At 69.3% G+C, this 24,428-nt stretch carries 23 protein-coding genes and 1 pseudogene; 7 read left to right on the plus strand and 17 right to left on the minus strand.

Going from position 1 to position 24,428, the window contains the following annotated elements; all coding sequences use genetic code 11:
- Window positions 1–11 precede the first annotated feature (11 nt).
- From mnhG to G4H71_RS14790, 6 genes are read right to left on the minus strand one after another with little or no spacing between them, the layout of a single operon-like run.
- On the minus strand, window positions 12–365 hold the full coding sequence (gene mnhG / locus G4H71_RS14765; protein ID WP_072739001.1) for a monovalent cation/H(+) antiporter subunit G: 354 nt from the start codon (window positions 363–365) through the stop codon (window positions 12–14).
- Window positions 362–619 (minus strand): monovalent cation/H+ antiporter complex subunit F, encoded by a 258-nt coding sequence (locus G4H71_RS14770; RefSeq protein ID WP_072739002.1) that lies wholly within the window; start codon window positions 617–619, stop codon window positions 362–364. Before G4H71_RS14770 ends, mnhG begins: the two co-directional genes overlap by 4 nt.
- The gene (locus G4H71_RS14775; RefSeq protein ID WP_072739003.1) at window positions 616–1,209 is read right to left on the minus strand and encodes a Na+/H+ antiporter subunit E; all 594 of its coding nucleotides are present in this window, start codon (window positions 1,207–1,209) and stop codon (window positions 616–618) included. Before G4H71_RS14775 ends, G4H71_RS14770 begins: the two co-directional genes overlap by 4 nt.
- Complete coding sequence (locus G4H71_RS14780; RefSeq protein WP_072739004.1) at window positions 1,206–2,834, minus strand: Na+/H+ antiporter subunit D; 1,629 nt, start codon at window positions 2,832–2,834, stop codon at window positions 1,206–1,208. The genes G4H71_RS14775 and G4H71_RS14780 overlap by 4 nt, the downstream gene beginning before the upstream one ends.
- Window positions 2,831–3,400, minus strand: coding sequence for a Na(+)/H(+) antiporter subunit C (locus tag G4H71_RS14785; RefSeq protein ID WP_072739005.1), 570 nt, complete (start codon window positions 3,398–3,400; stop codon window positions 2,831–2,833). Before G4H71_RS14785 ends, G4H71_RS14780 begins: the two co-directional genes overlap by 4 nt.
- On the minus strand, window positions 3,397–6,225 hold the full coding sequence (locus G4H71_RS14790) for a Na+/H+ antiporter subunit A (RefSeq protein WP_072739043.1): 2,829 nt from the start codon (window positions 6,223–6,225) through the stop codon (window positions 3,397–3,399). Before G4H71_RS14790 ends, G4H71_RS14785 begins: the two co-directional genes overlap by 4 nt.
- Before the next feature lie 284 nt (window positions 6,226–6,509).
- Between G4H71_RS14790 and G4H71_RS14795 the strand changes: the two genes are divergently transcribed.
- Window positions 6,510–6,959, plus strand: a complete 450-nt coding sequence (locus G4H71_RS14795; protein ID WP_072739006.1) for an NUDIX hydrolase — start codon at window positions 6,510–6,512, stop codon at window positions 6,957–6,959.
- Here the strand turns inward: G4H71_RS14795 and G4H71_RS14800 are convergent.
- The 9 genes from G4H71_RS14800 to G4H71_RS14840 all read right to left on the minus strand — a co-directional run bounded on the left by G4H71_RS14800 (window position 6,915) and on the right by G4H71_RS14840 (window position 16,436).
- On the minus strand, window positions 6,915–8,291 hold the full coding sequence (locus G4H71_RS14800) for a hypothetical protein (RefSeq protein ID WP_072739007.1): 1,377 nt from the start codon (window positions 8,289–8,291) through the stop codon (window positions 6,915–6,917). The two genes, G4H71_RS14795 and G4H71_RS14800, sit on opposite strands and share 45 nt — an antisense overlap.
- 55 nt (window positions 8,292–8,346) lie before the next feature.
- Window positions 8,347–9,360 (minus strand): isopenicillin N synthase family dioxygenase, encoded by a 1,014-nt coding sequence (locus tag G4H71_RS14805; RefSeq protein WP_072739008.1) that lies wholly within the window; start codon window positions 9,358–9,360, stop codon window positions 8,347–8,349.
- 57 nt (window positions 9,361–9,417) lie between these two features.
- Window positions 9,418–10,518, minus strand: a complete 1,101-nt coding sequence (locus G4H71_RS14810; protein WP_083343207.1) for a DUF3089 domain-containing protein — start codon at window positions 10,516–10,518, stop codon at window positions 9,418–9,420.
- A gap of 20 nt (window positions 10,519–10,538) precedes the next feature.
- Complete coding sequence (locus G4H71_RS14815) at window positions 10,539–12,719, minus strand: AAA family ATPase (RefSeq protein WP_072739009.1); 2,181 nt, start codon at window positions 12,717–12,719, stop codon at window positions 10,539–10,541.
- Between the two features lie 68 nt (window positions 12,720–12,787).
- Complete coding sequence (gene pssA, locus G4H71_RS14820) at window positions 12,788–13,639, minus strand: CDP-diacylglycerol--serine O-phosphatidyltransferase (protein WP_072739010.1); 852 nt, start codon at window positions 13,637–13,639, stop codon at window positions 12,788–12,790.
- The gene (locus tag G4H71_RS14825; RefSeq protein WP_072739011.1) at window positions 13,636–14,349 is read right to left on the minus strand and encodes a phosphatidylserine decarboxylase; all 714 of its coding nucleotides are present in this window, start codon (window positions 14,347–14,349) and stop codon (window positions 13,636–13,638) included. The genes pssA and G4H71_RS14825 overlap by 4 nt, the downstream gene beginning before the upstream one ends.
- A gap of 81 nt (window positions 14,350–14,430) precedes the next feature.
- Window positions 14,431–15,438 carry a DNA polymerase III subunit beta family protein gene (locus tag G4H71_RS14830; RefSeq protein WP_072739012.1) on the minus strand — a complete coding sequence of 336 codons (1,008 nt, stop codon included), beginning with the start codon at window positions 15,436–15,438 and terminating at the stop codon, window positions 14,431–14,433.
- Complete coding sequence (locus G4H71_RS14835; RefSeq protein ID WP_072739013.1) at window positions 15,432–15,917, minus strand: hypothetical protein; 486 nt, start codon at window positions 15,915–15,917, stop codon at window positions 15,432–15,434. The genes G4H71_RS14830 and G4H71_RS14835 overlap by 7 nt, the downstream gene beginning before the upstream one ends.
- Window positions 15,918–15,974: 57 nt before the next feature.
- The gene (locus G4H71_RS14840; protein WP_072739014.1) at window positions 15,975–16,436 is read right to left on the minus strand and encodes an SRPBCC family protein; all 462 of its coding nucleotides are present in this window, start codon (window positions 16,434–16,436) and stop codon (window positions 15,975–15,977) included.
- 248 nt (window positions 16,437–16,684) lie between these two features.
- Between G4H71_RS14840 and G4H71_RS14845 the strand changes: the two genes are divergently transcribed.
- The 6 genes from G4H71_RS14845 to groL all read left to right on the plus strand — a co-directional run bounded on the left by G4H71_RS14845 (window position 16,685) and on the right by groL (window position 23,005).
- Window positions 16,685–16,939: a hypothetical protein gene (locus G4H71_RS14845; protein WP_072739015.1), complete on the plus strand. Its 255-nt coding sequence runs from the start codon at window positions 16,685–16,687 to the stop codon at window positions 16,937–16,939.
- A 227-nt stretch (window positions 16,940–17,166) separates the two neighbouring features.
- A complete protein-coding gene (gene ctaD / locus G4H71_RS14850; RefSeq protein WP_371842706.1) occupies window positions 17,167–18,924 on the plus strand; it encodes an aa3-type cytochrome oxidase subunit I in 1,758 nt (585 codons plus the stop codon).
- 46 nt (window positions 18,925–18,970) lie between these two features.
- A complete protein-coding gene (locus G4H71_RS14855; RefSeq protein ID WP_072739016.1) occupies window positions 18,971–19,747 on the plus strand; it encodes an HAD-IIA family hydrolase in 777 nt (258 codons plus the stop codon).
- Window positions 19,748–19,876: 129 nt separating this feature from the next.
- Window positions 19,877–20,422, plus strand: a complete 546-nt coding sequence (locus G4H71_RS14860; RefSeq protein ID WP_174561875.1) for a DUF6764 family protein — start codon at window positions 19,877–19,879, stop codon at window positions 20,420–20,422.
- 118 nt (window positions 20,423–20,540) lie between these two features.
- Window positions 20,541–21,134 carry an APA family fibronectin-binding glycoprotein gene (locus G4H71_RS14865; RefSeq protein ID WP_072739018.1) on the plus strand — a complete coding sequence of 198 codons (594 nt, stop codon included), beginning with the start codon at window positions 20,541–20,543 and terminating at the stop codon, window positions 21,132–21,134.
- Between the two features lie 245 nt (window positions 21,135–21,379).
- On the plus strand, window positions 21,380–23,005 hold the full coding sequence (gene groL / locus G4H71_RS14870) for a chaperonin GroEL (RefSeq protein WP_072739046.1): 1,626 nt from the start codon (window positions 21,380–21,382) through the stop codon (window positions 23,003–23,005).
- A 312-nt stretch (window positions 23,006–23,317) separates the two neighbouring features.
- On the opposite strand, the pseudogene G4H71_RS22905 reads toward groL, so the two are convergent.
- Both G4H71_RS22905 and G4H71_RS22660 read right to left on the minus strand, forming a co-directional pair.
- Window positions 23,318–23,869, minus strand: a pseudogene (locus G4H71_RS22905) (ISAs1 family transposase); the annotation flags it as partial.
- Window positions 23,833–24,210 carry a transposase family protein gene (locus tag G4H71_RS22660; protein ID WP_246442130.1) on the minus strand — a complete coding sequence of 126 codons (378 nt, stop codon included), beginning with the start codon at window positions 24,208–24,210 and terminating at the stop codon, window positions 23,833–23,835. The gene G4H71_RS22660 and the pseudogene G4H71_RS22905, both read right to left, overlap by 37 nt.
- Window positions 24,211–24,428: the final 218 nt, after the last annotated feature.

Here is a 24,428-nt window from a genome sequence, read left to right on the forward strand (position 1 = left end):
GCTTGATGCCCCTACTCGGCCGGAGGCCGAATACCCTTGTCCGGGTCGAGCTCGTTGATCATTGCCATGCCGTCTTCGTCCCGCTGTTCGCGGTACGCCACCCGGCTGACGGTGTGCGCGATGACCGGTGCGGTGACGAGGGTGAACAGGATCGCCAGCGCCATCATCCAGATGTCGATGTTGTCGCGCAGCGACACGATCGCCCCGGAGAGGATCAACACCAGGCCGACGACCTGCGGCTTGGTCGCGGAGTGCATGCGCCGCAGGGTGTCCGGGAACCGGACGATGCCGATGGCGGCGGTGAGGGCGAGCACCGAACCCAACAGGATCAGGGTGCCGGACAGGATCTGCAGTGCGGTGTTCATTTGTCACTCACCCGGAATCGTGCGACGGAGACGGACCCGACGAAGCTGACGAGCGAGAGCGCGACGATGCCGGCCACGAGGGTCGTGTCGCCGCTGAACGTCGCCCACACCGCGAGGCCGCAGATGGAGACGCCGAGCATGGTGTCGAGCGCGACCAGGCGGTCCAGCGAGCTGGGGCCGTCGAGGAGCCGGAAGGCGGTGAGGACGGCTGCCGTGACCAGGCAGACGGCCGAGATGATCAGTACGACGGTCATGGCTTGTCCTCCGTGTCCGCCCCGCCGGTCGCGCTGGACGCTTCGGCCGCCGCGGTGCCGTTCGCGTGCCACGGGCTGGGCTTCCAGTCGGAATCGCGTTCGAAGGCATCGATGAACAGCGATTCGAGGCGGTGGATGGTGCGGTAGAACTGCTGGACGCTCTTCTCCGAACCCACGTCGAGGACGTGGATGTACGCGATCCGCCGGGCCTGGTCGAGTTCGATCACCATGGTGCCGGGAATGTTGTTCATCACGTCGATGCACAGCGTGAGCACCAGGTCCGACTTGATCGAGAACTGGTGCCGCAGCACTCCCGTCACCGGTGGCGGGCTGGGCCGGATCGCGAGCCAGGACACCTGGATGCTGGACTGCGCGGTGTACATGATCACCACACCGAGCAGCTTGAGCAGCGAGAGGAGATGGACGCGACCCTCGACGGGTACGTGTGGCAGCGGCAGCAGCACCATGATGGTGACCGCCACGGCGAGCCCGGCCACGATGTTGCCCGGCGTGACCGAGCCCCACAGGGCGACCCACACCAGCGTCAACCACGCCAGCGCGCCGATCTGGACGATGCCCGAACGTGTCATCGCGGCGCCTCGCTCCCTGTCCCGTCGCCGATGGCGGCGTCACCCAGCACGGCGTGTATGTAGATCGACCTGTCCCGTAGATCGTGCGCTGCCCGGTCACTGATGTCGATGAGTTGGCCGGCGAAGACGGTCAGTGCCAGGCCGACGCCGACGAGCGCGACCGTCGGCAGCAACATCATCGGCGGGATGCGCCCCACGTCCGCGCGATCCGCGAACGCGATGTCCCGGGCGGACTCGTCGAGCAGGGCGGACGGGCTGACGTCGGCGAGAGCACCTTCCGGCGCATCGGCGCGGGCCCGCCAGAACGCCTTCGTCCACACACGTGCCACGACGTACAGCGTGAGCAGGCTCGTCAGTGTGCCGCCGCCGACGAGGATCCAGGCCAGCACACTCGCATCCGCCGCGCCGGCCTGCAGCAACGCCACCTTCCCGATGAACCCGGAGAACGGCGGGATACCGCCGAGGTTCAGTGCCGGGATCAGGAACACGACGGCGAGAATCGGGCTCGCCGCGGCCAGCCCGCCGAGACGCCGGAGTGAGGCGGACCCGGCCTGGCGCTCGATGAGTCCGACGACGAGGAACAGCGTCGTCTGGACGAGGATGTGGTGTGCGACGTAGTAGATCGACCCGGAAAGCCCGGGAGTGGTGGACAGAGCGATGCCGAACACCATGTAGCCGATATGGCTGACCAGCGTGAACGAGAGCAGTCGTTTGATGTCGGTCTGGGCGATGGCACCGAAGATGCCGACGACCATGGTGAGGAGACCGACGACGAGTAGGACGTCGTCGAGGTCGCCCTGCGGGAACAGCAAGGTGTGGGCACGGATGATCGCGTACACGCCGACCTTGGTGAGCAGGCCGGCGAAGACGGCGGTCACCGGAGCGGGCGCCGTGGGATAGGAGTCGGGCAACCAGGTCGACAGCGGGAAGATCGCGGCCTTGATGCCGAAGGCGACGAGGAGCACCGCGAATATCGCGGTCCGCGTCCCCGGCGGGACGTCGTCCATGCGCAGGGCCATGTCCGCGAGGTTGAGAGTGCCCGTCGCTCCGTAGGCCAGCGCGATGCCGACGAGGAAGATCAACGAGGACGCCATCGAGACCATCACGTAGGAGACGCCAGCGCGGACCCGGTCCGCGCTGGCCCCGATGGTCAACAGCACGAAGCTGGCGGCGAGTAGCACCTCGAAACCGACGAACAGGTTGAACAGGTCGCCCGCGAGGAAGGCGTTCGAGATACCGGCGGCCAGAGCCAGATACGTGGGCAGGAAGATCGACACCGGCTGGTCGTCGCTGCCGTCGGAGATACCCTGGCCGATCGCGTACGCCATGACGGCGAGCAGCACGATCGACGAGACGACGAGCATCAGAGCGGACAGGCGGTCCACGACCAGGGTGATGCCGATCGGGGAGTCCCAGCCACCGACCTGCACCGCCGTGGTGCCGTCCCGGTCGGCCAGATAGAGCAGCATGCAGGAGACGGCGAAGACCGAGGTCAATGCGCCCATGGTGATCCACCGTTGGGCGCGGGTCCGGCGACCGAGCACCAGGGTCGCCGCGGCGGCGAGCATCGGGATCAGGACGGGCAGCGGCGTCAGTGCGCCGACGATGTCCGGTGAGATCGTCACGGGCGCCGTCCCTTCCCGGGTGTCTCGTCGTCGTCGTCGAAATCGCCCTCGTGCAGGTCCTCGTACACCTCGAGGTCCTCGAGGTTGAGGTTCTCCAGCTTGTCGATGGGAATGGGATTTCCGTCCTTGTCGAAGGCGTCGCCCTCGAAGCGGGGCGCACCGGTGAGCGGGTCGTCGGAACGGTCACGGTCCGGCGCTTCCGCCGGCGAGCGTCGCCGCAGCACCTTGACGTCCTCGGGATCGTTCTCCACCGTGTCCGCCGTGGTGATCTTGAACGACCGGTACGCCAGGGCCAGGACGAACGCCGAGATGCCCATGGTGATGACGATCGCGGTGAGGATCATCGCCTGTGCGAGCGGGTCGGCCATCGTCTCGTAGGCGCCGTCGCGGCCGACCACCGTGGGGTTGCCCGCGCCGCCTCCGGAGGTGAGCAGCAGGAGGTTGACGCCGTTGCCGAAGAGCAACAGGCCGAGGAGCATTCGCGTGATGCTGCGCTCGATGAGCAGGTAGACGCCGGCGGAGATCATCACGCCGATCACCACCAGGAGACCGATGTTCGCGCTCATCGCTGATTCACCTCGATCTGTGCGTCGAGACGGGCGCCCAGGCTGCGCAGCACGTCGAGGACCAGGCCGACCACGATGAGATAGACACCGAGATCGAAGAACAGGGCGGTCACCAGCTTCACGTCGCCGAACACGGGAAGTGTCATCTCGAAGACGGCCGACGACAGCGGGGGAGCACCGAACAGCAGCGACGCCGCGGCGGTGCCCGCCGCGAAGGTGAGCCCGAGGCCCAGGATCTTGCCGGCGTCGATCGGAACGGTTTCGCCGAGCTCGTACCGTCCACCCGCGAGGTAGCGCAGTACCAGCGCGAGACCGGCGGTGAGACCACCCGCGAACCCTCCGCCGGGCGAGTTGTGGCCGGCGAAGAAGAAGTACACCGACAGCACCAAGATCGTCGGGAAGATCATCCGGGTGGTGACCTCGAGGATCAGCGAGCGATGCCGCGGATCGATGAGGTCGCCGCCGAGCAGCCAGGTGGTGTCCGAGGTGGGGGCATCCGACCGGGCGGCCGGGGCGTCCGAGACCCGCGGGGCGCTGCCGAACCGCCGGTTGCGGAACACGAGGCTGGCGACGCCGGTGGCGGCCACGAGCAGGACCGAGATCTCGCCGAGCGTGTCCCAGGCGCGAATGTCGACGAGGATCACGTTGACGACGTTCTTTCCCTCGCCGAGGTAGTACGCGGCATCCGGGAGCAGTTCCTGGACGGGTCGGGCGGTCCGGGCATTCATCGCGTACGCCGCGACCGCGGTGACGGTGGCCCCCACCGACACCGCGAGCAGTGCGCGCGGCAGCTTGAACCCGATGGCCTTCGATTCGTCGACCTCGGCCGGCAACTTGCGCAGCACCAGCACGAAGATCACCAGGGTCAAGGTCTCCACCAGGAACTGGGTCAGGGCCAGGTCCGGGGCGCCGTGCAGGGCGAAGATGACGCCGCAGCCGTATCCGGTGAGGCCGACCAGGATCACGGCCGCCAGTCGGTTGCGCATGACGGTGGCCGCCAGTGCCGCCGCCATCATCAACGCACCGACGACGAGTTGGTACGGCGAGTCCCACAGTCGCAGATCGGCGCGGGTGTGCGTGCCGAGGATCATCACCACGACGGGCAGCGCCACCAGAGTGCTGAGGATGATGCCGAGCGTCAGCGGCAGCGAACCGCGCTGGGTGAACCCGGTGAGCCGCATCGACAGTGAATCCATGCCGCGCAGCGTGGCGTCGTACACCCGGTCCGCGTTGCCGAGCGCCGACCGCTCGAAACGCACACGCGCGAGCCAGCGGTGGGCCAGGTACAAGGCGGTACCGAGGGCGAAGATGACCAGCGTGAGAATCAGCGGTGTGTTCACGCCGTGCCACAGAGCGAGGTAGTAGTCCTTCTCTCCGGTGGCCGGGAACTCGTGGGTGTAGGGGGTGAACAGCTTCTCCACCTGAGGTGCGGCGAGCCCGGCACCGAGACCGGCGACCGCGAGCACCGCGGGGGAGAACAGGAACAGCGCCCCCGGCGTGTGCATCTTCTGCACGTGCTGGCTCGGCTCGGGAACACCCTTGTCCCCGAATGCTCCCCAGAGGAAGCGCACGCTGTAGGCGAAGGTGATGATCGACCCGACCACGACAGCGGTGACGACGGCCGCGCTCGCGGTCCCGGTGAGCACGTCGGTGTTCAGCAGCGCGTCCAGCGCGGCCTCCTTGCCGACGAACCCGAGAAGCGGCGGCAGGCCGGCCATGCTGGCGGCGGCCAGGGCCGCGATGATCGCGAGTATCGGTGCGCGTCGGCCCAGGTGGGCGAGCTTGCGGATGTCGCGGGTGCCGGTGTTGTGGTCGATGACGCCGACCACCATGAACAGGGTGGCCTTGAACAGTGCGTGACCGACCATCAGGGTGATGCCGGCGAGAGCCGCGTCCCGGGTACCCAGCCCGACGAGCACCATCATGAAACCGAGCTGGCTGACCGTTCCGAAGGCGAGGACCAGCTTGAGGTCGAAGGCGCGCATCGCTCGCCAGCCGCCGAGCAGCATCGTCGCGAGACCGAGCACGAGGATGGTGGCCCGCCAGGGGCCCGAATCCGCGAAACCGGGTGCGAGCCGGGCGACGAGGTAGACACCGGCCTTGACCATCGCGGCCGCGTGCAGGTAGCCGCTGACCGGGGTGGGCGCGGCCATCGCCCCGGGCAGCCAGAAGTGCAGCGGAACGATCGCGGACTTCGACAGGGCGCCGACCAGGACGAGCACGATCGCGACACCGGCGAGCCAGCCGCCGGGCGCATCCGCGACCAGCTCCGACAGGTTGTAAGTGCCGCTGACCTGGCCGAGGATGATGATGCCGACGAGCATGGCCAAGCCACCCGCGGTGGTGACGAGCAGGGCCTGGGTGGCGGCGCGGCGGCTCGAGGCGCGTTCCGCGTAGTGGCCGACCAACAGGAACGACAACACCGTCGTCAGTTCCCAGAACGTGTAGAGCACCAGCATGTTGTCGCTGGTCACGAGGCCGAACATGGCGCCCGCGAAGGCGACCATCTCGGCGGCGAAGATGCCGAGCCTGCGCTCGTCGTCCTCGAAGTAGCGCGAACAGTAGACGAGGATCAGCGTCCCGATACCGAGGACCAGCAGTGAGAGGATCCCGGACAGCGCGTCGAAGCGCATGTCGATGTCCATCGACAGGCCGGGCGCCCACTGGATGTGCAGGGTCTGTACGGTGCCCCATTGGGCGATGACCCAACCGAGACTCGCGAGGGGAACGAGAGCCAGCACGAGGAACGCGTTGCGCCCGAGTACACGCACCACGAGCGGAGCCAGCAAGGCGGCAACGGCATGGGCGAGCAGTATCTCGAGCAAGAGCACTCCGTCGGGTAGATGGGCGGCGGGGTGTCGCGGAACGGGCACGAACCGAGTCGACTGTCCCTCCCCTCGGGGCGCGAATCGACCCGGCGGGTGGGACTCCCGGTACATCGTACTGGCTAACCCTTTGTGCCTGACGCCCCACCGGAGTAAGGTGCCCCACCCTCGGTGGTGTATGCGCGCGGGGCGCGGTGGTGTATGCGCGCGGGGCGCGCTGGTGTATGCGCGCGGGGCGCGGTGGGGGTGGGGCAGGGACGGGGCAGAACGAATATCCTCGACCGGTGCCCGCACGAACCCCCGGAACAGAATCCGCCGAACCACACTCGTCCGTGATCCGCACCGCCGCCCTCGCCCACGTCCGGGGCCGGCGGCTGCTGCAGGCCCGCTCGCAGGGAAAGACGGCCTTCTACATGGCGGGCGGGAAGATCGATCCGGGCGAGGACGCCGAACAGGCACTGCACCGGGAGATCCGGGAGGAACTCGACGCCGGCATCGTCCCCGGCACCCTGGAACGGCTCGGCGTGTTCGAGGCCCCGGCGTTCGGGCACCGGCCCGGCACCGCGCTGCACATGACGTGCTTCACCGCGGAACTGACGAGTGAGCCGCGGGCCACGAGCGAGATCGCCGAACTGCGGTACTTCACCCTCGACGAGTACGCGGCGATGCCGGAGGTCGCTCCGGGGTCGCTACTGGTCTTCCGGCGTCTGCGGGCCCTGGGTCTCATCGACTGAGCGCCGTTCGCGGCCGTCGACCCCGCGGCGTGTGACGTAGTAGGCGCAGAAGAGTACGACCAGGAGCAGCGCCACCGCACACATGTGGGTACCCCACGAACTCTCGAAACGGGGGATCGTCTCGCCGTCCTCCCAGGAGATGCCGAGGATGGTCTCGGGGCCCGCCATCGTGCGGGTGGCCGAGGCGACAGTGGGGAAGACGAAGGAGACGAAGGGCAGTCCGAGCCCGACGGCCGCGGCCACCGGCGCCGTGGGCAGTGCGGCCCCGACGGCCAGTCCCGCGCCCACGCCGAACACCGCGAGACGGACGAGGAGCAGCGGTCCGCCGGTACCGAACTCGGGCCAGATCGCCGCCGCGAGCGGAATCAGCGCGATGAGGAGCAGCCCCCACTCCGGGCGTCGCCACCGCCCGGCGATCGCGAGCCCCGCCGCCACCGACAGCCCCGTGACCGTGAGCACGGCGCCGCGAGGCACCTCGGCGAGCGGATGCCGCAGGTCCTGGAACAGCAGTGCCGCGACCGCGGCGACACCCGTCGACGCGAGGATCAGCCGTCCCTCGCCGACGCCGAGCCGGGCAGCGGCGAGCAACGCGCCGGCGCACACCAGCGCCAGCGACACGAGTACCGCGATCCAGAGCGTGACGTCGGAGGCGAGCGCGTTGCGGTCGATCCACCAGGTGAGCGCCCGGTGACCGACGGCCGCGGCGAAGGCGACGATCACCGCCGTGACGATCACGCCGGTCGTGCTTCGTTCGATCCGGAGACCGGCGGGCGCGGCGGCCACCGCGGCCAGGCACGTCACGACGGCGGCGATCAGCAACCACCAGGGCGGCTCGCCCGCGGCCGACGTCGTCATCTGCAGCAGCCCCGCGGACTCCGGGGAGGGCGCGAACCTTCCCGACGAGGCCGTGGCGAACCCGGTCAGCACGCCGAGGGCGAGAACGAGTCGGGAGGGCGTGCCCCACAGTGCCGCGACTGCCGCACCGAGCAGCACGCCCGCGGCAAGGGTCTTCACGAAGTGGACCGCGATGAGCGCGTCGACACCGGCGACGTGGGGCACGGCGTACGTCGCGCCGCACAGGATCGCCGCGGCCACGGCCGCGAGAATCCAGGCCAGGCGTCGCGATCCGGCCTGCTGCAGCAGGCCCACGACCACCGGAACGGCGACCACCCCGGCCGCGACACCGATGGGCTGGCTGTCCACCCAGCGTTCGATCTCCCGCTCGGACGCCGCGATCGCCCAGGCGTGGGTGCGGGGGTTGGTGAGCACGAACGCCGCCAGCCCACCCGAGGCGAGTGCGGCGAGGGAGGTGACGGCCGGGCGCAGATCCATGCGCTCACCGTACCGAGGCTCCCTGCCTCGCCGCCGCCACCCGGTGCGCGGCCGGTCAGCCGTAGGTGTCGAGCAGACGTGCGTGGTACTTCTCGGTGACGTCGGGGTGGGCACGCAGGCGGGACTTGAGCGCGTTGATCCCGTAGACGGAGTGCAGTGCACCGCCGTGCGCGTCCGGGCCGACGCCCGCGGCCCGCGCTGCGAGTTCCGGAGCCAGTGGCACGCGCGGTAGTTCGCGGTCGAGCCCGGGATCGAGGAAGAACGGCAAGGACACCCGGTCCGATCCGGGCGGGGGTGGCAGCACCCGGTGGGTGGTCGCCTTCAGGTAACCGTCCGTCGCGATCTCGAGGAGTTCGCCGATGTTGACGACGAAGTGACCCGGGATCGGATCGACGTCCTGCCACCGCCCGTCGCGCTCGACCTGGAAGCCGGTGCTGCCCGGCTCCGGGTACAGCAGCGTGAGAGCGCCGACGTCCTTGTGGCTGCCCACACCCTGATCGGTGACGGTGCCGTCGTGGCCCGGGTAGCGGACGATCTCGAGGAGCGGATCAGGATCCGCGAAGGCGTCGTCGAAGAAGGACGGTGCGACGCCGAGCGCCTGCGCCCACGCCCGGAGCAATCGCGTCCCGACCGCGGTGGCGTCGGCGATCCACCGCAGGGCGAGCGGTCGCAGTTCCGGATTCGAGGCCGGCCAGAGGTTCGGCCCGTGCAGGACGTTCCACGGGCGGCCCGGCACCGGTGGGACGGGAGCGCGTTCCGGGCCGATGTCGAGTTGCTCGCGCCAGTCGACGTAACCCTGCGTGCGTTCGCCGCCGACCCGGGTGTAGCCGCGGAAATGAGGCGAGCGGGTGTTCTCGATCTCGAGTTTGTCCGCCTCGGGGCGGGCGAAGAATGCCCGTGCCGCCCGGATCAGTTCGGTAGCGGACGATTCGGCGATCCCGTGTCCGCGCAGGTGGAAGAAACCGATCTCGTGGGTGACCTCGCGCAGGCGCGCCACGGTGGCCCGATGCGTCCGCAGGTCCCCGCCCCGACCGTCGAGGTCGATGATCGGCAGATCGGTGCTGCTCATACCTCCACGATTACGCCCCTCGGGCGGCCGCGTCGAGGGTTCGGATCACCGCTGGATTCAAGGACGGGAGTAGGCGGCGCTCTGGGCGCCGACGAGGTCCACGAGCGTGCGCTGGGCGAGGTTCAGGTCCATCGCGTGCAGACCCCAGTTCGCGCTGGGAAGCGCGGGCAGCAGATCGGCACCGGGCCCGCCGACCATGAGGACGTTCGGGCCGTCGCCCTCGGTGCACCGGGCGGAGAATTCGGTGGTCCCGCGTCCGGGACCGAACCCGTGGATCGGCGCATCGTGGTTGTCCCGCAACGATGCCGGATTGGTGCACAGCACCTCGTAGCCGGGCCCGTACGGTAGGTCCGCTCGCGTGCCGGACAGTCCGGGTACCTGCGGAGGAAGCCCGTAGCGGGTGTCGGGTGGGGGAGGGGCGGAGAACGCCGAGTACGCGACCACGCAGCCGATCTGCGCGGAATCGGTGCAGGCCGGAACCGAGTCGAAGTCCCCGCCCGTCGACTCGCCCTTGCGGACGAGGACGTCCCCGCCGATGAGGAGCGCCGAGACCAATTGCGACTGTGCCGGTTTCCCGTCGATCCGGTTGTGGACCAGGGTGCGCAACATGCGCGTGCCCTGCGAGTGCCCGATCAGCACGACGCCGCGGCCGTCGTTGTGGTGGGCGAGGTAGTCGCTCCACGCCCTGTCGATGTCGTCGTATGCGACGTCCAGCGCGGCCGCGCGTTCGGGTCCGGGGGGCGACGCGAGGCCCTGCAGCGTGCTCTGCCGGTAGACCGGTGCCCACACGTTGCAGTGTTCGCCGAACGGCGCGGCCTGGAGCGCGGCCACGCCGCGGACCTCGGGAGTGGCGTCGAGGGTCGCGTTCGGTGTCGGCTGCAGCGACACGGTGGGGTAGACGTAGAAGCAGTCGATCGGTGCGCCCGAGCGGCCACCGCAGGGATCGTCCGGCCCGCTCGGACGGCACAGCCACGTCGTCGTGTCGGGAGGGGGTTCCGTCGTGTCGGTGTCGGCTGCCCGCGGCGCCTCGGGTTCGGCCGCAGCCGACGGCGCCACGTTCGACGTGCCGACGGTCGTGACCACCGCTCCGCCCAGCACGAGGGCCGTCACCGACCAGATGGCCGCCGCAACGGCGCGGGCCCGGACCGGGGTTCTCATGGTCCGGGATGCTAGCGCGTTCAGCGGTGGCGCGAGTACGACTCGAGATGTGCCACCTGCGCCGGGTCCAGCGAGGGCCGCACCTTCTCGCGGGCGACGGCGATGTCACCAGCGCCGACGGTCGCGGCGTCGATGTCTCGGCGCATCGCCGACAACGCCGCCTCGCGTAGCAGTGCGGCGCAATCGGCGGCGGAGTAGCCGTCGAGATCGTGTGCGAGAGCGTCGAGATCGACGTCGTCGGCCAGCGGAACCGAACGGCTGGACGTCCGCAGGATCTCCCGTCGCGCCTCGGCGTCAGGCGGCGGGACGAACACCAGGCGCTCGAGTCGGCCGGGGCGCAGCAGGGCGGGGTCGATGAGGTCGGGCCGGTTCGTGGCACCGAGCACCACGACGTCCCGCAGGGGCTCGACGCCGTCGAGTTCGGTGAGGAGTGCCGCGACCACCCGATCGGAGACCCCGGAGTCCGAGCTCTGACCGCGCCGCGGTGCCAGTGCGTCCACCTCGTCGAGGAAGATCAGCGACGGCGCCGAATCCCTGGCGCGCTGGAACAATTCGCGCACCGCCTTCTCGGAGGCGCCGACCCACTTGTCCATCAGCTCCGCCCCCTTGACGGCGTGGACGCTGAGCTGGCCGGAACTGGCGAGCGCCCGCACCAGGTACGTCTTGCCGCAACCGGGAGGGCCGTAGAGCAGTACTCCGCGCGGCGGGTCCACGCCCAGACGCGCGAAGGAATCAGGATGCTGCAGCGGCCACAGCACCGCTTCGGTGAGCGCCTGTTTCGTCTCCACCATGTCACCCACGTCGTCGAGAGTGACACTGCCGATCGCGAGTTCCTCGGTGCCCGAACGGGACAGCGGACGGATCACGTCGAGGGCGCCCACCAGATCCTCCTGGATCAGGACGGGCTCCTCCCTGCTCCTGGCCGCGCGTGACGCCGCGCGCAGTGCCGCCTCGCGACACAGGGCCGCGAGGTCGGCGACCACGAAGCCGGGTGAACGCGCCGCGACGACGCCGAGGTCGAGGCTCTCCGTCGGGGCGGTGAGCAGGAGTAGTTCCAGTAGCGACCGCCGCACGGCCGCGTCGGGGAGGGTCAGCGCGAGCTCACGGTCACACAGATCCTGTCCGCGTACCCGCGGGTCGAGGGTCTCCGGCCGGGCCGACGTCGCGACGAACGCGACTCCCGGCGTCTCCACGGCGCGACGCAACTGCTCGAGAATCAGGGCGGACACGGGGTCCGGCGGGTCGGGGAGCAGGGCGTCGACGTCGGTGACGAGCAGGACACCGCCCGAGCGCACCGCGTCCACCGCGTTGCTCACCTGCTCGAGCCGGGACGACGACTCGGTGGCACCGACACTGGGCCCGTCGAGTTCGACCGTCCGCCTGTCGGCGAGCACCGCGCGGGCGAGCGAGGCCTTGCCGACGCCCGCCGGGCCGGTGACCAGCACGCCGAGATGCGGTGAGGCGCCGAGCTTGCGGAGCAGTTCCGGTTCGTCGAGGGCGAGCGAGAGCCATTCGGTGAGCCGCGCTGCCTGCGCCTGTGCCCCGACGAGGCTTTCCACCGGCAGTGGCGGAGTCCCGCCCGAATCCGGGCTCTCCCCGCTCGCCGGGGAGGCGGCGGAGGGCGCCGCTTCCGGGGCCCGGCCGTTGCCCCACAACACCGCGGTGTTCGGTTGCACGCTGACCGGTGCACCCACCGGGTCCGCTCCGGTCACGGTGAGTAGTTCCGACGTCCACGCCACACCGAACGTGCGGGACAGCGCCTGGGTCGCCGGTGCCGTGCTGGTCCCCGGCCCGAGGTCACGGGGAAGCAGTGACACGGTGTCGCCGACGGTGACGACCTTCCCGAGCAACGCCTGCCGCAGCGTCGTCTCGGAGATCGAGCCGACCGCGAGTGCGGACCCGGACACGGTCACCGTTCGCGCCCCGTACACCGTCACCGGAGTCACCATGACGGTCGAGTTCTCGGTGAGACCCGCGTTCGACATGGTCACGTCGTCGAGGAGCACGGTGCCCGTGGGGAATCCGGCAGGCGCGCGCCCCGCGACGGCCGCGGTCGTACGCGCACCGATCAGGGACACGGCGTCCCATTCGCGCAGACCGAGCGCGGCCAGCGCCTCCGGGTGCAGTCGCACGACCCCGCGTCGAGCGTCGGCGGCCGACGGATTCAGTCGTACGGTGAGCGCGAGTTCGGCGGAGGTCACGAGAGAAGAGCCTACGTGGCACGGTCGACGACCGAACGACGCCCGCGCCGCCGTTACTCGGGCCGGACCTACCGCCCCCCGCCGGGCCTGCGCAGCCCCAGCCGGGCGGCCGAGCGCCGGCTCTCCGGGTCCGGTCGGCGCCGGATCGCGCGCCGCTCGGCGGGTTTGATGTCCCAGGTCTCCGGCCGGGCGGCCACCCAGCGCTGGGAGCGCACCGCGAACGGGATGTGGACCAGATAGACGGCCACCAGGAAGATCACCAGAACGAACGGGTAGGTGATGAGAGCGGCCGCCAGCAACGCCACCAGCACCAGCAGGCCCGCCACCATGTGCGACGGGACGGACACCGTCTTCATCGCCAGTGTCGGGATCCGGGACACCGCCAGCGCGGCCGCGCCGACGATCCACGCCGCCACGACGGGATAGGACGTCCACCATCCGTCGCCCCACTGGGCGGCGGCAGCGAGCGGGGCAACCGCGACCAGGGCCGCGGCGGGAGCGGGGACACCGACGAAGTACTCCCGCGCATATCCGGGCACGTCGTCGTCATCGAGCAGGGTGTTGAAGCGCGCCAGCCGGAGCACGATGCACACGACGTAGACGAGCGCGGTGATCCAGCCGTAGCTCTGCCCGTCGAGCAGGGTCACGTACAGCACCAGCGCCGGGGCGACACCGAACGAGATCGCGTCGGCGAGGGAGTCGAGTTCGGCACCGATCCTGCTGGTGGCGTCGAGCAGCCGGGCGAGACGGCCGTCCAGCGAGTCGAGGATCGCGGCCGCGCCGATCATCGCGATCGCGATGCCGATCTCGCCGTCGAGCGCGAACTTCACCGCGGACAGTCCGCCGCACAGAGCCAGAACGGTGATGACGCTGGGAAGGAGTCGCACCGGTCGGCGGCGCTTCTTCGGGTCGGTGGTCACGGCAGCGTCGCGAGGACCGTTTCGCCCCCGATGGTCCGCTGGCCGCGCTCCACCAGCAGAGTCGTGCCCTCCGGGAAGTAGGTGTCCACCCGGGAACCGAAACGGATCAGGCCGTAGGTGTCGCCGATCGTGATCTTGTCTCCCTCGCGGGCGTCGCACACGATGCGTCGGGCCAGCAGACCGGCGATCTGGACGACGGCCACGTCGTGCCCGTCGACCGTGCGCAACACCATGCTGTTGCGTTCGTTCACCTCGCTGGCGTCGGCGAGATCCGCGGAGAGGAACTGGCCGGCCTGGTAGGCGACCTTCTCGACGGTTCCGGCCACCGGGCTGCGCTGGACGTGGACGTCGAGCACGGACAGGAAGATGCTCACGCGGTGCAGCGGTGCGTCGCCGAGCCCGAGCTCGGCGGGCGGGACCGCGCGGTCGACGAGGGCGATCTCGCCGTCGGCGGGCGCGACGGCGACACCGGCGCGATTGGGCGGTACCCGGTGCGGATGCCGGAAGAAGGCCGCACAGGCGGCCGCGGAGACCAGGCCCGCGCGGCGCACCCACTTGCGGCGTCGACCGAGCAGTGCGACTCCGAGGGGCGCGAGCACGAACGGCACGCCTGCCGGATGCAGCGGGGGGACGGCGTCGCGGACGAGGTCGACGACGTGTCCGATCCCGGTGGACTGCGGGGTTCCGGGGGGTGTGGGCTTACGGGCCACGGGCTCCTCTTACGTTCGGGGGCGGTACGTCCCGGAGGACGTGGTCGATGACACAGGTTAACCGAGACGCGCCCCGCCGGGTCAGGCGTCGGCGACCGGCATCAACAGGGAGACCGTTCCGGGAGCGTCGGCGGCCCGCAACTCGACCGGGGCCCAGGGGCCCGCGGTGGTGACGGTGAGGCGCCCGCCGGGCAGTGCGTCCACGGCCTCGCGGAGGTGCCGGGCCGGCACCAGGACCTGCGGACCCGAGGTGTCGTCGGCTCCGCCGGTCACGCCCGGCGCGGCCAGACGGACCCGTCCGCCCGCACCGCAACGGACGGAGACGGTCTCCGCGGTGGACGCCCGGCGCACTCGGTCCCGGTCGAGTTCGCCGACGGTGCCGGGCCGCGGGGCCAGCACGACGCGGTAGTCCGGGAAGGTCTCGGGCAGTGCCGTCGCACGTGCGATCCCGGCCGGCCCGGACAGGGTGACGGTGTCGGCACGGCGGGACAGCGAGGCGACACCGGGGCCAGGGAGGTGGTCGTGTACCGCCGTCCGCAGGAACTCGGAGGGGACGAGCGTCGAGAACTCATCCGATCCGGGCGCGGCCACCTCGGTCACCGCCATCCGGTAGCGATCGGTGGCGACCAGCCGCAGCGCGGTGCCGTCGCACTCGACCAGGACGCCGCGGAGCGCGGCGAACGGTGAGTGTGGGTCGCAGGCGTAGAGCACGGACTCGACCGCCGCTGCGAGTGCACCGGCGGAGACGGTGGCCGAGGAGGTCGGGGTCACCCGGTCGGTGATCAGCGAGTGCAGCCGCGACGTCTGGGACCGCGCCTCGTCGAGGGCGCGTTCGAGCCGCCTGACGTGTGCGGCGAGGACGCCGTGGGGGTCGTCGCCGCGCAGTACCTCGACCATCTCGCGGACCGGGAGGCCGATCCCGCGCATGCCCGCGACGAGCCGTGCCTGGTCCACCTGGTCGAACGTGTACCGGCGGTATCCGGTGTGCGGATCGACGGTGTGCGGTACGAGGACGCCGACCTTGTCGTAGTACCGCAGGGAGCTGACGGACAGTCCGGACTCGCGGGCGAGGTCGCCGATGCTCAGCACGTGTGCGCTCCTCGCCCCTCGCCGGGAGTGGGGATCTCCCCGCGCAACCGTGTGATCGCGTCCCGGATCATCCGACCGTAGTCGTCGTCGGCGAGGTGACGGCAGTGCAGCTGCGCTCGGTCGAGGTGTTCCGCGGCGGCTGCCGCGTTTCCGAGCTTCGCGTAGGCGGCCGCGGCATTGAGATGCAGCGAGGGGAGGAATCCGGCCACCCGCAGCGACGGGTGGTGTCGCTGTGCGCGGGCGTCGGTGAGCGCGGGCACCGCGTCGAGCGCGCGCAGGTCCCATTCGAGTTCGCGGGCCGGATCGTCCTGAACATCTGCGGCGAAGTGCGCGAGGGTCACCACGTGCAGGGGATCGCCCGCCTCCTCGACCTGTTCCCAGAGCTTCTCGAATGCGCCGCGGGCCCGGTCCCGCTCACCGGCGACGGCAAGTTCCTGCGCGCGCCCGATCTCGGCCATGACGTGGTCTTCGATGTCCATGGTGACGAGGCTGAGCCCTCGACCTGGTCGAGGGTCAACCGGCGGGCGCCGTGGTGCTCAGACCCGGGCGGATTCGGCTTCCTTCTTGATCCGCTGCAGGCTGGCGTTCATGCCCTGCACGAGTTCGCTCTCGAAGTCCTCGTTGCCGCCCAGGACGTTCTTGACCAGGAACTGGGACAGCGTGGAGGTCCCGGTCGGTGCCTCGCGGCGCTCGGTGACCCGCGTTCCGGTCTCGGTCGGCTCGAGCTCGTACGACCAGATGGTGCGGTTCTCCACGATGCGGAAGGCGACGGCCTTGTTCGGCACGAAGCGGACGACCTTCGCCGTGGTCGGCCAGACGAGCAGGCCCTTGCGGTTGATGTTGATCGTGCGGGTGCCCTCCGCGACCGCCCCACCGACGATGTGCATTCGGCGGCACTGGGGGCTCCACTCTCCCATCCGCTTCAGATCGGCGACGACGGCCCAGACGTCCTGGGGGGAGGCGTCGATGTCGATGACGGCTTCGAGTGTGTTGGCCACGATGTCTCCAGTCGGGAGGGCGCCGGGTCGGCGTCGAGCGGGCGGACGAGTCGAGTGGTACGTGCGGTTACAGCAACTTCTCCAAAGTGTACTGGGTCACGTTTGCGCGGCGACACCCCGGCCGCGGCGGTCGCGTGTGGGCGCGATCGGTGTAACTGTCCGGCGCCGCGTGGAGATGAACCCTGTAGGGCGGTAGCTCGCGCCACCGCCGGATCGCACAGCAAGTCCGCCAGGGAAGTGATCGCGCCATGAACATTCCTTCGATCCCCCGTCGGGGAGCCGGTGTACTCGGTCGGCGGGACGCCGGTGTACTCGGTCGGCGGGACGCCGGTGTACTCGGTCGGCGGGACGCCGGTGTACTCGGTCGGCGGGACGCCGGTACCGCCCTTCCGCTCCTGCAGACCGCGACGTTCGACGGTGCCCCCGCGACGTGGCCCGGTGAGAAGCTCGAACGGCTGATGACGCCCCGCGAGATCGAACTGGTGGTGCGCGGGCGGCTGTAGCGCGGGCCCCCGATCCCGGCGTACGGAATCCCTCGGCGTCGCGCCGCTGGTCCTTCGGCGACACCGCGTTTGGTCCCGTTCGGCGGGGACCTTCGCTACTCGTCCGGTGGCCGCGGGCGCCGCGACGATTGCACGCATGTGTGTGCGAAGTGTGTGTCCGTGTGCGTCCCCGAATGTGTCCTCGCGCGTGTCCCGGCAGCGCGCCCGCGTCACCGGGAGCGTTCGCCGTGGTTGACATCGCACCGGTCTCCTCGCCGCCGGAGAATCCGGAACACCTGCCGGCCGCCGACCGTCCCCTCCGGCGCAACGAGGCCCCGAAGGGCTCGGTGATCGTCGACCTGCTCACCACCACCGATCACAAGAAGATCGGCCTGATGTACCTGGTGTCCGCGTTCGGCTTCTTCCTCGCCGCGGGCCTGATGGCCCTGCTCATGCGTGCCGAACTGGCCGCCCCCGGGCTGCAGTTCCTCTCCAACGAGCAGTTCAACCAGCTCTTCACCATGCACGGGACGCTGATGCTGTTGCAGTTCGCGATGCCGGTGTTCTTCGGTTTCGCCAATTACATGATGCCGCTGCAGATCGGTGCCCCGGACGTCGCCTTTCCGCGTCTCAACGCGTTCAGTTACTGGCTGTTCTTCTTCGGTGCGATCCTCGCGACCGCCGGATTCGTCACCCCGGGCGGTGCCGCGGACTTCGGCTGGACCGCGTACGTCCCGCTCAGCAACGAACTCCACTCGCCCGGCGTCGGTGCCGACCTGTGGATACTCGGGATCACGGCAGGCGGCCTGGGCACCATCCTCGGTGCCGTCAACTTCATCACCACGATCGTGTGCCTGCGGGCACCCGGAATGACGATGTTCCGGATGCCGATCTTCACCTGGAACGTCCTCGTCGCGAGCCTGCTCACGCTGCTGGTGTTCCCGTTGCTCGCCGCTGCCCTCATCGCGCTGTGGGCGGACCGGCACCTCGGCTCGCACATCTTCGATCCCGGGACGGGTGGGGTGATGCTGTGGCAGCACCTGTTCTGGTTCTTCGGCCATCCCGAGGTGTACATCATCGTGCTGCCGTTCTTCGGCATCGTCTCGGAGATCTTCCCGGTCTTCTCCCGCAAGCCGATCTTCGGCTACAGCGGCCTGGTCTACGCGACTTTGGCGATCGCGGCACTGTCCATCGCGGTATGGGCGCACCACATGTACGCCACCGGCGCCGTCCTGCTGCCGTGGTTCTCGTTCATGACGTTCCTCATCGCGGTGCCCACCGGCGTGAAGATGTTCAACTGGATCGGCACCATGTGGAAGGGACAGATGACCCTCGAATCGCCGATGCTGTTCTCGGTCGGCTTCCTCGCCATCTTCCTCTTCGGCGGGCTGTCCGGAGTGATCCTGGCGAGCCCGCCGCTCGACTTCCACATCACCGACACGTACTTCGTCGTCGCGCACTTCCACTACGTGCTCTCGGGTGCGGTGCTGTTCGCGAGCTACGCCGGCGTGTACTTCTGGTTCCCCAAGATGACCGGCCGGATGCTCGACGAACGCCTGGGTAAGTGGCACTTCTGGCTGACCTTCATCGGCTTCCACGGCACCTTCCTGGTGCAGCACTGGGTCGGCACCCAGGGCATGCCCCGCCGGTACGCCGACTACCTGCCCACCGACGGCTTCACCGGGCTCAACCAACTGTCCACCCTCGGGGCGTTCGTCCTCGGCGTGTCCACGCTGCCGTTCCTGTGGAACGTCTTCAAGAGCTATCGGTACGGCGAGGTGGTCGCGGTCGACGATCCGTGGGGATACGGCAACTCGCTCGAGTGGGCCACCAGTTGCCCGCCGCCGCGGCACAACTTCACCGAGTTGCCGCGGATCCGCTCGGAGCGTCCGGCGTTCGAGCTGCACTACCCGCACATGGTCGAACGGATGCGGGCCGAGGCCCACGTCGGCTGGGGGCGCAGGGCGCAGGACGAGGCGAAGGAGCTCACCGGGAGTGGAGGCTGACGTTCGTCGGCGCTCGTCGGTGTGCCGGCGCGGATAGGCTCGGGGCATGGCGGTTCAAGGAGTGCTGTTCGACATCGACGGCGTCCTGGTGACGTCCTGGCGACCGATCGAGGGTGCCGCCGCCGCGGTGCGGGCGCTGGGCGAGCGGGGCGTCGCCCGCGCGTTCCTCACCAACACGACGTCCCGGACGTGCGCGCAGATCGCCCACGGGCTGCGGGAAGCGGGGATCGACGCGGACGAGCGGGAGATCGTCACGGCGACCAGGCTCACCGCCGAATACCTGCGCTCGACCTATCCCGGAGCCCGGGTGTGGCTGCTCAACAGCGGCGACGTCGCTGCGGACCTCGCCGGGATCGAACTCGACGAACACCGGCCGGAGGTGATCGTGCTCGGCGGCGCCGGTCCCGAGTTCGATCACGAGACTCTCGGGCGTGTGGTCGAACTGATGCTCGACGGAGTGCCCGCCGTCGCGATGCACCGAGGTGCGGTATGGGCCGCCGACGAGGGTCTCCGTGCCGACGTGGGGCTCTACCTGCCGGGCGTCGAGCAGGTCACCGGCACCTCGATCGTGGCACTCGGCAAACCCTCGGCAGCGGCATTCCTGACGGCCGCCGACATCGTCGACACCGACCCCGACGCGACCTGCATGGTCGGTGACGACCTCGCCGCCGACGTGCTCCCGGCCCAGCGGGTGGGGCTCACCGGAATCCTGGTGCGCACCGGCAAGTTTCGGCAGTCCGTCGTGGACCTGTCGCCGGAGTCGCCGGACCACGTGATCGACTCCGTCGCGCAGTTGCCGGGGCTGATCGACACCCTCGGGTGACGTCGGCGGAGTCGACGGACGCCGAGACCGGGCGAAACGCCCGCCGCGAAAATTGGGGGGAGCCAAGGGCGCCGAGAACAGGTACTCTCGCGGCCGCATCCTCCGTTCACATTCCGTATAGGAGTCTCCATGCCACATGCGTCGTCGTCCGACCGTTCTTCCTTCTCGTTTCGTCTCGGTAGTTCCCTCGGTCGACGATTGACGCGCACCGTCGCGACGGCGATGGTCGGGCTCGGTCTCGCGGCGGGTGCGGCGCTCGTGGGAACCGGTGTCGCGCAGGCGGCTCCGGTGTCCTGTGTGTCGCCGCCGTCGGAGAACGACATCCAGGTCGCCGACACAGCGAGCTGTGGAGCCAAGGCGACGGACGGGGGTGTCGTGCACTCGTGGGCGACCGACACGGGCACCGCGGTGGGCACCGCGAACGGTCCCGGTTCGGCGAACACGGTGGCGACGGGATTCGGTACCGCGCTGGCCGCGTCGAACTCCGGCGGCAATGCCTACGCGCTGGCACTGGGCGGCGGAATCGCCCTGTCCGGAGCCGAGCAGGGTGCGACGACGCTCGCGGTCGCCGGGTGGGGTTCGGGTGCCACCGCCAACTCGCTGGGCGTCGACTGCACGGGTGCGCTGTCCCTCGCGGTCAACCTGCAGACCGGGCAGTTCTGCGCGATGCGCTGATACGTGTCTGTGCGAGGCGCCGAGGCGTGACGTCCGGGTGTGATCTCGGCCCGGTGGAGACCCGCCGAGTAGGAATACTCTGCCGGACCGGGGTCATCCGGCCTTATCGTTGCCCCTCGTGACGACGAGAACACGCGCGATCGTGCTGGTGTCCACTGCCGTCATGGTGGCGGTGGGGGCCGTCGCACTGGTGTGGGGCCTGGCCACCCGCGCCGGCGGAAGCGACGGGCCGGACTGGGGAACGTGGGCCGAGGACGCCGAGGCCGGGGTGGGCTTCGTCGTGCCGACCGGGTGGAGCGTCCAGGAGGACGACGAACCCCTCTTCGGGCAGGTGATGCTGCACCGCGACGGTGACGCCCACTCGGTGATGCTGCTCGGCCGGCTGGACGGATCGCTGTTCGCCTCCGCCGAATCGGATACCGCGGCCGCCGCCTCGTCGCTGGCGTCCGGGATGGGCGAGTTCTTCTTCCCGGATTCGGGACAGCGGATCGACCTCGAACTCGGCCAGGTCTCCGGCGAGCACGTCTCCGGCAGCACCGTGTCCTACCGGGTCGACTTCGCCGAGCCGTCGCGGGACGACGCGGAGATCCACGCCGCAGTCGTCGAACGGGGCGACGACCGGTGGTGGCTGGTCTGGTTCGGTGACATCCCCGGGTCGGTGGACCGCGAGCTCGCGGATGCGATCGCGGGATCCTTCACGCCGTTGGAGTGAGTCGGCCCCGCTACCTTGCACTCGCCCTGTTCGAGTGCTAAAAATGCAACTGGCACTCGCAACACGTGAGTGCCAGGTCGGGACGGTGAGGCCGGGAAACATCGACACCCCTGGTCGTCCGTCGCGGGCACTGACCCCGGCCGAGGCGTAACTGAGGCGGCCCGGAACGGGGTCGCTTCACAGATGAGGCGACCCGACGAGCGGTCGCCTTGCGTGTCACCCCCAATCCGGAGGATCACTTCGCAATGGCCAAGATCATCGCGTTCGACGAAGAGGCCCGTCGCGGCCTCGAGCGTGGCCTCAACAGCCTCGCCGACGCAGTCAAGGTGACGTTGGGACCCAAGGGCCGCAACGTCGTTCTCGAGAAGAAGTGGGGCGCTCCCACGATCACCAACGACGGTGTGTCCATCGCCAAGGAGATCGAGCTCGAGGACCCCTACGAGAAGATCGGTGCCGAGCTGGTCAAGGAGGTCGCCAAGAAGACGGACGACGTCGCCGGCGACGGAACCACCACCGCTACCGTTCTCGCCCAGGCACTCGTGCGCGAGGGCCTGCGCAACGTGGCCGCGGGTGCCAACCCGCTCGGCCTCAAGCGTGGCATCGAGAAGGCCGTCGAGGCCGTCACCGCCAAGCTGCTCGACTCCGCCAAGGAGATCGACACCAAGGAGCAGATCGCTGCTACCGCCGGTATCTCCGCCGGCGACCCGTCCATCGGTGAGCTGATCGCCGAGGCCATGGACAAGGTCGGCAAGGAAGGCGTCATCACGGTCGAGGAGTCCAACACCTTCGGCCTGCAGCTCGAGCTCACCGAGGGTATGCGCTTCGACAAGGGCTACATCTCGGCGTACTTCGCCACCGACGCGGAGCGTCAGGAAGCCGTCCTCGAGGATCCCTACATCCTCCTGGTCAGCTCCAAGATCTCCACCGTCAAGGACCTGCTGCCGCTGCTGGAGAAGGTCATCCAGTCCGGCAAGCCGCTGCTGATCGTCGCCGAGGACGTCGACGGCGAGGCGCTGTCCACCCTCGTGGTCAACAAGATTCGCGGCACCTTCAAGTCCGTCGCCGTCAAGGCTCCGGGCTTCGGTGACCGCCGCAAGGCTCAGCTCGCCGACATCGCCATCCTCACCGGTGGCGAGGTCGTCAGCGAAGAGGTCGGTCTCTCCCTCGAGACCGCAGGCCTCGAGCTGCTCGGCCAGGCACGCAAGGTCGTCGTCACCAAGGACGAGACCACCATCGTCGAGGGCGCGGGTGACTCCGAGGCCATCGCCGGTCGCGTGAACCAGATCCGCGCCGAGATCGAGAACAGCGACTCCGACTACGACCGTGAGAAGCTGCAGGAGCGGCTGGCCAAGCTGGCCGGCGGCGTCGCGGTCATCAAGGCCGGCGCTGCGACCGAGGTCGAGCTCAAGGAGCGCAAGCACCGCATCGAAGATGCCGTGCGCAACGCCAAGGCTGCGGTCGAGGAGGGCATCGTCGCCGGTGGTGGCGTCGCGCTGCTGCAGTCGGCTCCCGCTCTGGACGATCTGAAGCTCGAGGGTGACGAGGCCACCGGTGCGAACATCGTTCGCGTCGCGCTCTCGGCTCCGCTCAAGCAGATCGCCCTCAACGCCGGCCTCGAGCCCGGCGTCGTCGCCGAGAAGGTCTCCAACCTGCCCGCCGGCCACGGCCTCAACGCCGCGACCAACGAGTACGGCGACCTCCTCGCCGAGGGCATCAACGACCCGGTGAAGGTCACCCGCTCGGCGCTGCAGAACGCAGCCTCGATCGCGGCGCTGTTCCTCACCACCGAGGCCGTTGTCGCCGACAAGCCGGAGAAGGCCGGAGCGCCCGTGGGCGATCCGACCGGCGGCATGGGTGGCATGGACTTCTGATCCAGCCTTCCCAGGCACCTGTTTCACAGACCGGAGCCCGGCACCACCTCGGTGGTGCCGGGCTCCGGCGTTGGGGAGTAGGTCGGATACAAGTGAATGTGATTCGGGACTTCGTCGAGTAACGTCCCAGGTCAGGAAGTGTGCTCCCCGCGCATGCGGGGATGAGCCCAGGGGCCCGGCAAAGTCGCATTTCAGCTGGTCATGAGTAGATCGATGGGGCGTTGAGGATCGCGACCATGGTGTCTGATCGCGGCGGTTCTCGATCGCCCAATGTCCGCGCAGCCAGGTTGCGACCTGGCCGGGATGTGCGTCCAGCACAGACAGTGAGGTGACCGCGTAGACGACTTCGGTGCGTCGCTTGCAGTCCCGCCCTCGGCGGGTGGTGCGGGTCAGTTGCAGCACCTGGACGGCGTGCGGGAACAGCACTCCGTCGGAGATCTCGGTGGCTTTGAGTGAGCGGACCTCGCGGCGGCCGTGCCCGTTCTCGGTGGTGCGGCTGATTACCGGAATCTGTTTCCATGGCAATGATTTGAGCTGTCGTCGCAAGCTCGGCTGGTTACCTTGGACAGTGAGGATGTAGTGGCCACCTCGGCCGACAATGTGCTCGGCGGTCTCGCGTTGGCAATGCATCGCGTCCGCCGTGATCACAGTTCCGGCGATGTCCAACAGGTTCAACAGTTTCGGCAACAGAGGAATCTCGTTCGTCTTCGCTCCGACCGCGCACTGGGCGAGGACGGTCCCGGTGCGGTGACACAATCCGGCGAGTAGGTGGGCCAGGTTTCCGGCCGCATCCTTGGCGCCGCGTAGCGTCTTGCCGTCGAATGCGATTACCCTCGGCCGTCGGTAGTGTTGGTGTGCAGCCACATCCAGGAACCGATCAGGGCATCGAGCTGATCCGGTTCGAGTCGTTGCAGGCAGCGGCGGATCGTCGATTCGGAAGGGACGGTGCCGTCGATGCCGAGCCGGGCGTACTCGGTGGTGGGCACGTCGGCGATCCACTCACCGATCGCGGTGAACGAGCGGGCGCCGGCGATTGTTGCGGCCAGCGCGATCGCCAGCACTGTCGAGATCGTGTGGCGCACGCCGCGCCGCTTGCGTGGATCGGGGACCGCAGTCAGGATGTCGAGTAGGCCGCTGGGGTGCGACGACGCGCCGATCGTGAGGGTGGTGTCGACGGTGACGGACGGTATGGGCGAAGATGACACGGCGGGCGTGGCTCGTTCCTGGTTGTGACGATTGTGTAGGAACTTGAATCATCGCCGGAACGTCCGTGCTCGCCCTTGGTTCTGCGGCTCTTCGGCGTGTCATCAGCAAAACTGCTGGTCAGATCATGGCTACACAACTTTGCCGAGGCCCTGGTGTCGGGGTGGGGAGAGTCGTTGTCGGTCGGGTGGAGACGAGCGTTGGTCCGGCGACGCGGGGG

The organism is Rhodococcus triatomae, from assembly GCF_014217785.1.
Classification (GTDB): Bacteria; Actinomycetota; Actinomycetes; order Mycobacteriales; family Mycobacteriaceae; genus Rhodococcus_F; species Rhodococcus_F triatomae.